The 7478-nt window shown below is 60.7% G+C and carries 6 protein-coding genes and 1 pseudogene; 6 read left to right on the forward strand and 1 reads right to left on the reverse strand.

Annotated features, from left to right (window positions below):
* Positions 1–308 precede the first annotated feature (308 nt).
* Positions 309–1653, forward strand: a pseudogene (locus tag ENZ74_RS00845) (IS5 family transposase).
* A 110-nt stretch (positions 1654–1763) separates the two neighbouring features.
* Here ENZ74_RS00845 and hemN read toward each other — a convergent pair.
* The gene (gene hemN / locus ENZ74_RS00850; RefSeq protein WP_063169226.1) at positions 1764–3113 is read right to left on the reverse strand and encodes an oxygen-independent coproporphyrinogen III oxidase; all 1350 of its coding nucleotides are present in this window, start codon (positions 3111–3113) and stop codon (positions 1764–1766) included.
* A gap of 152 nt (positions 3114–3265) precedes the next feature.
* On the opposite strand from hemN, the gene ENZ74_RS00855 reads away from it, so the two are divergent.
* From ENZ74_RS00855 to ccoP, 5 genes are all read left to right on the forward strand, one after another.
* Positions 3266–4009 (forward strand): Crp/Fnr family transcriptional regulator, encoded by a 744-nt coding sequence (locus tag ENZ74_RS00855; RefSeq protein ID WP_024502861.1) that lies wholly within the window; start codon positions 3266–3268, stop codon positions 4007–4009.
* Positions 4010–4503: 494 nt separating this feature from the next.
* Complete coding sequence (gene ccoN, locus ENZ74_RS00860) at positions 4504–6123, forward strand: cytochrome-c oxidase, cbb3-type subunit I (protein ID WP_063169225.1); 1620 nt, start codon at positions 4504–4506, stop codon at positions 6121–6123.
* The gene (ccoO, locus tag ENZ74_RS00865) at positions 6123–6854 is read left to right on the forward strand and encodes a cytochrome-c oxidase, cbb3-type subunit II (protein ID WP_063169224.1); all 732 of its coding nucleotides are present in this window, start codon (positions 6123–6125) and stop codon (positions 6852–6854) included. Before ccoN ends, ccoO begins: the two co-directional genes overlap by 1 nt.
* Before the next feature lie 11 nt (positions 6855–6865).
* The gene (locus ENZ74_RS00870; RefSeq protein ID WP_024502864.1) at positions 6866–7015 is read left to right on the forward strand and encodes a cbb3-type cytochrome c oxidase subunit 3; all 150 of its coding nucleotides are present in this window, start codon (positions 6866–6868) and stop codon (positions 7013–7015) included.
* 2 nt (positions 7016–7017) lie between these two features.
* Positions 7018–7478 (forward strand): cytochrome-c oxidase, cbb3-type subunit III (gene ccoP / locus ENZ74_RS00875; RefSeq protein ID WP_127312639.1); only part of this gene is annotated, 461 nt, incomplete at its 3' end.

Below are 7478 nucleotides of genomic sequence, written 5' to 3' on the forward strand. Positions count from 1 at the left end.
GGCTAATTCCCACTTGGAAGCTGCTCTACATCAGATCAGGGGGGAATGCAGACTGGCAGAATTCCGTCTAATTAGCGACTAGCTAAAACATATACTCAGGCGAGACTGTTCAGCATAGAAATAGTGAGTCGGCCGTGAACTATCCGCAAGCCATTGATCTGGCCTGTTGATTGAGGCGGATAGCGGCTTTGGAATTGCAGGATTAGCGGTATTTGGACGCTGTTTTCCTGCAATTCGGTTTTGCGATTCCCTTGTGGCGCGGAGCGTGATTCACTCGGTTCGGCGGCGGCGAATCGAGGGGACAGCGAATGTCCAGGCCACGCGAGAAGCGCGAGACGGGAGAGCAGGACCTGTTCCGCTCCCGGCTCGACCAAATCATCAACATGAAGCACGAGCTGGTGCGGCTGGCGCAGGCGATCGACTGGCCGGTGCTGGAGGAGCGTTTCGGCGCCGTCTATTCGGACGGCCCCGGCATGCCGCCGCTGCCGACCCGGCTGATGGCGGGGCTGGCGATCCTCAAGCACACCTTCAACCTGTCGGATGAGGTGCTGTGCGAGCGCTGGGTGGAGAACCCTTATTTCCAGTATCTCACCGGCGAGACGTTCTTTTGCCATACGCTGCCGTTCGACCGCTCCTCGATGACGCGTTGGCGCAGCCGTATGGGCGAGGAGCGGATTATGGTGCTGTTGCAGGAGAGCCTCAGCCTCGCGGTCAAGACCGGGGCGATGAAACCGGCCGACACGCGCCAGGTGATCGTCGACACCACCGTGCAGCCGAAGAACGTCATGTTCCCGACCGACGCCAAGCTCATCCATCGGGCACGCGAACGGCTGGTGCGGCTGGCCAAGAGGACGGGTCTCCATTTGCGCCAGAGTTATGTGCGGGTCGGCAAGCTGGCGCTGATCAGCCACCAGCGCTATGCCCACGCCAAGCAGTTCAAGCGGGCCAACAAGGCGCTACGCAAGCTCAAGACCTATCTCGGCCGGACCATTCGCGACATTGGTCGCCAGATCGCCGGCGATCAGGGGCTGGACGCTGTTCAAATGGCCGCTCTACCAGGCCGCCACCGTTCTCGAGCAACGCCAGCGCCAGCGCGGCCGCAAGATCTACAGCCTGCACGCACACGAGGTGGAATGCATCGGCAAGGGCAAGGCGCATGCGCCCTACGAGTTCGGGGTGAAGGTGTCGGTGGCCACCACGCTGAAGCGCTCCAGGGGCGGCCAGTTCGCCCTGCATGCAAAAGCACTGCCCGGCAATCCCTATGACGGCCACACGCTGGCAAGCGTCATCCCCGACATGGAAAAGACCATCGGCAACGAGATCGGCCGCATCCTCGCCGACGCCGGCTATCGCGGCCACAACGCACCGCAGAGCCACAAGCTCAGGGTCTTCACCGCGGGCCAGAAACGCCGCGTCACCCCAGCCATCAAGCGCCAGATGCGACGGCGGTCGGCGGTCGAGCCCGTCATCGGCCACATCAAGAGCGAACACAGAATGGGCCGCAACTACCTCGCCGGCCAGCAGGGCGACACCCTCAACGCCATCCTGGCCGCCGCCGGCTACAACTTCTCCCTCCTGCTCAGGTGGCTGAAGGGGTTTTTGTCGCTCTTGATTGCCCTGCTTCAAATCCGGCCGAAGCCGGTCGCCGCTTAGGGCTCGGATTGTTCACGGTCGACGATTTGATGCGGTAGTCGCCTATGAGCGGTCAAAACGAACGCAGCTGGTTCGCCGATCGACCAAACGGCGAGCGCACTGTGCTTTGCTCAGACCGCCACCGAGTGCCTCGCCGTTCCCCCTTTGAAATATGTATCGAACTTGGCCGCGATGGTTCGAATGAAGGGGCGACTTTCAGTCCGTACGAGGAAACTGTCACCATCGAATTCAAGCGCTCGGGCAGGATCGTGGAGTGCGATGGACCTCGAGCGATGAAGGAGCTGCTCGCCGGCTTTGCCGAACCGCTCCACCAGGTCGACTGCCGAGAAGGCAAAATCACACATCAGCCGCTCGATGATCCAGCCACGGACGCGATCGTCGTCGGAAAGGGCAACGCCGCGGACGGCAGCCAACCCGCCATCCGCAACCATGCGCCCGTACCCGGCAGTCGAAGCCATGTTCTGCACGTAGCCTTGGCGAAAACGACCGATGGACGAAGGGCCAAGTCCGATCAGTGTCGGGCAGCGATCCTCAGTGTAGCCCTGAAAATTGCGATGCAAAACCCCTGCGCGGGCCGCTATGGCCAGCGCATCGTCGGGCTTCGCGAAATGATCGAGTCCTATTGCCTCATATCCCTTGGCGACAATTGCCCGCGCCGCGAGTTGAGATTGGGCGAAACGCTCAGTGGGACTCGGCAGCCATGCCTCGTCGATCATCGTCTGATGCTTCTTGAACCAGGGCACATGTGCGTAGCCGAACAGGGCCATCCGGTCTGGCTCCAAGGTCAGTGCCTGCGCCACCGTGGAACAGATCGTCTCGCGTGTCTGATTCGGGAGCCCGTAGAGCAGGTCCAGATTGACCGATTCGACGCCCCGCGAACGAACCCCGTCGACGACTGCCTTGGTCTGCAAAAAACTCTGCTCACGATTAATTGCTTTTTGCACTTGCGGATCGAAATCCTGCACGCCGAGGCTCGCCCGCGTTACGCCGATTTGAGCAAGTGCATCAAGGCGCGCCTTGTCCATGTCGTTGGTTTCGATTTCGATGCTGACCGTAGCATCCGGGAGAAGGTCGAAGCTGTCCCGCAAGGCCGCTCCAAGAGCAACCATATCATCGGGCCTCAGAATAGTTGGCGAACCGCCACCGAAGTGGATTGCACGGACATGTGCCTTGCCGCTCACCAGACCGGCAATCGTGACGATTTCGGCATTCAGCGAGCGCAGATAAGCGGCCACCGGCTCATATTGGTGCGTCTGCTTGGTGTGGCAGGCGCAGAACCAGCAGAGCTTGTCGCAGTAAGGAATGTGCAGGTACAGCGAGATTTCGTCGCCGCTTTCCAGCGTCTCCAACCAGCCACGGTAAATGGCAGCATCGATCCCCGAATGGAAATGCGGCGCCGTCGGATAGCTGGTGTAGCGTGGGACGTTCTCGCTGAGTTTGACAGCTATTTCCGATTGCATCTCGCGTTCACCGTGTTGCCCGCCGGAACACTGCACGCATCGCTGAAGCAGACCCTGATCTCGATCAGCCGCGCTCATGGACAAACCGCCGCAGGATTTCTCTACCCTGGATGGGTATCCTGCCGGCAGTTAGGATCGGGTAAGGCGAACGCATGACCTTTCGGCAAGACATTCATAGTTCCGGCATTCCTGTTCTTTGCTTCCCTTGCGAGGCACGGCGTCGCGGTGTCTGCGGTGCGCTCGATCCAGACAATTTGGTTGGGCTCGCCAAGACTTGCTCGCGTCGCCGGATCGAGTCAGGAATGGAGTTGACCGGCGAGGCACAGAACGTCGACAGCTACTCCAACGTGCTTTCAGGCGTGGTAAAGCTATCAAAGAGCCTGTCGGATGGGCGCCAGCAGATCGTCGGTCTCCAGTTTGCACCGGATTTTCTGGGACGTCCTTTCAAGGAGGAAAGCTCGATCAATGCGGAAGCGGCAACAGCAGTCACGCTGTGTTCGTTTCCGCGAGCGGCCGTCGAACGGATGATGAAGGCGTCACGGGAATTCGAGCATCGCCTGCTCAAACAGACGCTGAATGAACTCGATGAGGCGCGCGAGTGGATGGTGACGCTGGGGCGCAAGACAGCTCCGGAAAAGGTGGCGACTTTTCTCCTCATGATGGCCCGGAATATCGATTCCAGTCTCGATGCGGCTTCCGGGTCGGCCTCCTTCGATCTGCCGCTGACGCGTGCCGAAATGTCTGATTTCCTTGGAATCACCAGCGAGACCGTGAGCCGCCAACTGACGCGATTGCGGGCTGACGGGGTGATTCGGATTGAGAACGCACGCCATGTGACGGTGGACAGCATAAGCCGTCTGGAGAAGCGCTGTGGCGGCGGACGCGAGCGGCCCTAAGCGGCGAGGCCATGTCGCATGACTCCGGGGCGGGCCGTGTTTGCCTTTTAATGCGATGTCGCCGCGCCTTCGACGAAGCGGCGTCACGGTTGTCGAGACAAACAGCTTTCGGGCTTTGATAGGAACGTGACCAATCGCCAGGTGTGTTTCGGCACATACCGGCGAAGCATGGTCCTTAATCTGCCACGGCTCGGCGGAACGATCGCGTTCGTTTCCAATGGGATCCGAACAACGTTTGGCAGGGCATCGGCAATAGCATCCAACGCGCGCAGAGCCTCAGCTTTCGCCTCAGCGATCGCGTCTGCGCCCGCCCAACCCAGGGAACGCCTTCCATGAGGGAGTGAGCCCGCGCTGCGTTCCTCGTTCATTCGCCACCTGCTGATTGCGCCGCACAAAATCGTGCGGCCTGACATAGATCAGGGCGAGGGGGCGGCGGCTGCGCGATTAGTGCGCTGCGGATTTGGCATCCACCAGATTCGAGATCGGGATCTGCAATGAAATTCGGCACAGAGATCGTCCTTCTAAGCGTGTTCGCTTTTGCGGCCCTGGTGGCCGCCGGCTTCGGCGTGGATGAACCTTTCCGCCGACACATGTGGGTGTTGTTCTTCGCAGTGGCTGGTTTCACTGCGATCCTGTTGCGCAACACGGAGTTCAGGCCAGCAGCTCCGATTGACCCATCCGCTTACATGGATGGTCCGATCCGCTACGGCGCGATCGCCACCGTGTTCTGGGGTGTCGTCGGCATGCTGGTCGGCGTGGTGATCGCGCTGCAGCTCGCCTACCCCGATCTCAACATCCAGCCCTGGTTCAATTTCGGTCGTTTGCGGCCGTTGCACACATCCGGTGTCGTTTTCGCCTTCGGCGGCAACGCGCTGCTTTGCACGTCTCTGTATGTCGTGCAGCGCACCTGCCGCGCGCGCCTCTTCGGCCGTGATCTCGCCTGGTTCGTCTTCTGGGGCTACCAGCTGTTCATCGTCATGGCCGCGACCGGCTACCTGCTCGGCATCACCGAGGGCCGCGAGTACGCCGAACCCGAATGGTATGTGGATGTCTGGCTGACCATCGTCTGGGTCGCCTACCTCATTCTGTTCCTTGGCACGATCCTGAAGCGCAAGGAACCGCATATCTACGTGGCCAACTGGTTCTACCTGTCGTTCATCGTGACCATCGCGATGCTGCATGTGGTCAACAACCTGTCCATACCAGTCTCGTTCCCGGGCTCCAAGAGCTACTCCGCCTTTTCAGGGGTCCAGGACGCCTTGACGCAATGGTGGTACGGCCACAACGCGGTCGGCTTCTTTCTCACCGCCGGCTTCCTCGGCATGATGTATTATTTCGTGCCCAAGCAGGCGAACCGGCCAGTCTATTCGTACCGGCTGTCGATCGTCCATTTCTGGGCTATCATCTTTCTCTACATCTGGGCCGGGCCGCATCACCTGCACTACACCGCCTTGCCCGATTGGGCGCAGACGCTCGGCATGGTGTTCTCGATCATGCTGTGGATGCCGTCCTGGGGCGGCATGATCAACGGCCTGATGACGCTGTCCGGCGCCTGGGACAAGCTGCGCACCGATCCGATCATCCGCATGATGGTGATGGCCGTCGCCTTCTATGGCATGTCGACCTTCGAAGGCCCCATCATGGCGATCCGGGCGGTCAATTCGCTGTCGCATTATACCGACTGGACCATCGGGCACGTCCATTCGGGTGCGCTCGGCTGGGTCGGCATGATCTCGTTCGGCGCGATCTACTACATGGTCCCGAAGCTCTGGAACCGTCAACGGCTCTACTCGCTGAGGCTCGTCACCTGGCACTTCTGGCTGGCGACACTCGGGATCGTCGTCTACGCCGCGGTGATGTGGGTGTCCGGCATCATGCAGGGCCTGATGTGGCGCGAATATGGCGAGCAGGGCTTCCTGGTCTACTCCTTCGCCGAAACCGTCGCCGCCATGCACCCCTACTATGTCCTGCGCGCCATCGGCGGCGCCATGTACCTCTCCGGCGCCCTGATCATGGCCTGGAACATCACCAGGACCATCCTCGGCCACCAGCGCGAGGAGGAGCCGATGCCGAGCCCCGTCGCCATCCGACCTGCGCGATCAGGAGCCAGGTAATGGGCTTGATGGACAAACACGCAATCATCGAGAAGAACGCCACGCTTCTTCTCGTTGGCTCGCTGCTCGTGGTGACGGTCGGCGGCATCGTCGAGATCGCGCCTCTCTTCTATCTCGACAACACGATCGAGAAGGTGGAAGGCATGCGCCCCTATTCGCCGCTCGAACTTGTCGGGCGCAACATCTATATGCGCGAGGGCTGCTACCTCTGTCATAGCCAGATGATCAGGCCGTTCCGCGACGAAGTTGAGCGCTATGGCCACTACAGCCTGGCTGCCGAGTCCATGTACGATCACCCCTTCCAGTGGGGATCGAAGCGCACCGGGCCGGATCTCGCCAGAGTTGGCGACCGCTACTCGAATGCATGGCATGTCGCGCATCTTACCGACCCGCGCTCGGTGGTGCCGGAATCGATCATGCCGAGCTATGGGTTCCTGAAAGACACGCCGATCGACGTGAAGGATTTCTCGACGCATCTGGTCGCCAACAGGCTTGTAGCCGTCCCTTACACCGATGACATGATCGCCCACGCCAATGCGGATCTGGCGGCGCAGGCCGATCCCAATGCCGACACATCAGGCCTTGAGGCGCGTTACCCAAAAGCCAAGATCGGCGACTTCGACGGCAACCCGCAACAGGTCACCGAAATGGATGCCCTGCTCGCCTACCTGCAGATGCTTGGCACACTGGTCGACTTCAAAAATTACGACGAAGCCGCCGGCTACCGCTGAGGAGAACGCTGATGACCTACAATTTGATGCGGGCGTTTGCCGACAGCTGGGGCCTGGTTGCGATGGCGCTGTTCTTCGTGGGGTGCATCGCCTTTGCCCTACGCCCCGGCAGCCGAAGGCTGGCCGACGAAGCGGCCCGCATTCCGCTCGAGGACGAGTGATCATGAGCGACGAGCATATCGATGAAATCTCTGGCGTCTCGACCACCGGCCACGAATGGGATGGTATCCGGGAGCTGAACAACCCGCTTCCCAGATGGTGGGTTATCACTTTTTACGTCACCATTGTCTGGGCGATAGGCTACACCATTGCCTATCCAGCATGGCCTCTGTTGCACTCGGCGACAACGGGTGTGCTCGGCTATTCCAGCCGCAACGAGGTCAGGAACGAGCTGACCGCGGCTGAGGCCGCCAAGGGCAAATATATCTCGGCGGTGGAGTCCAAGAGCGTCTCGGAAATCGCCGCGGACGACGGCCTGCGCGAATTCGCAATCGCCGCCGGTGGCGCCGCTTTCAAGGTCAATTGCGTACAATGTCATGGCTCCGGCGCCCAGGGTTCCAAGGGCTTTCCCAATCTCAACGACGACGACTGGCTGTGGGGCGGCAAGGCCGAGCAGATCCAGCA

The organism is Mesorhizobium sp. M7A.F.Ca.CA.002.15.2.1, from assembly GCF_003998715.1.
GTDB lineage: Bacteria > Pseudomonadota > Alphaproteobacteria > Rhizobiales > Rhizobiaceae > Mesorhizobium > Mesorhizobium ciceri.

Excerpts from the sequence above, each read along its gene's own strand:
- ccoO (WP_063169224.1), top strand. The coding sequence starts at position 6,123 with ATGGGCTTGATGGACAAACACGCAATCATCGAGAAGAACGCCACGCTT.
- hemN (WP_063169226.1), bottom strand. The coding sequence starts at position 3,113 with ATGCAATCGGAAATAGCTGTCAAACTCAGCGAGAACGTCCCACGCTAC.
- ccoN (WP_063169225.1), top strand. The coding sequence starts at position 4,504 with ATGAAATTCGGCACAGAGATCGTCCTTCTAAGCGTGTTCGCTTTTGCG.
- ENZ74_RS00855 (WP_024502861.1), top strand. The coding sequence starts at position 3,266 with ATGACCTTTCGGCAAGACATTCATAGTTCCGGCATTCCTGTTCTTTGC.
- ENZ74_RS00870 (WP_024502864.1), top strand. The coding sequence starts at position 6,866 with ATGACCTACAATTTGATGCGGGCGTTTGCCGACAGCTGGGGCCTGGTT.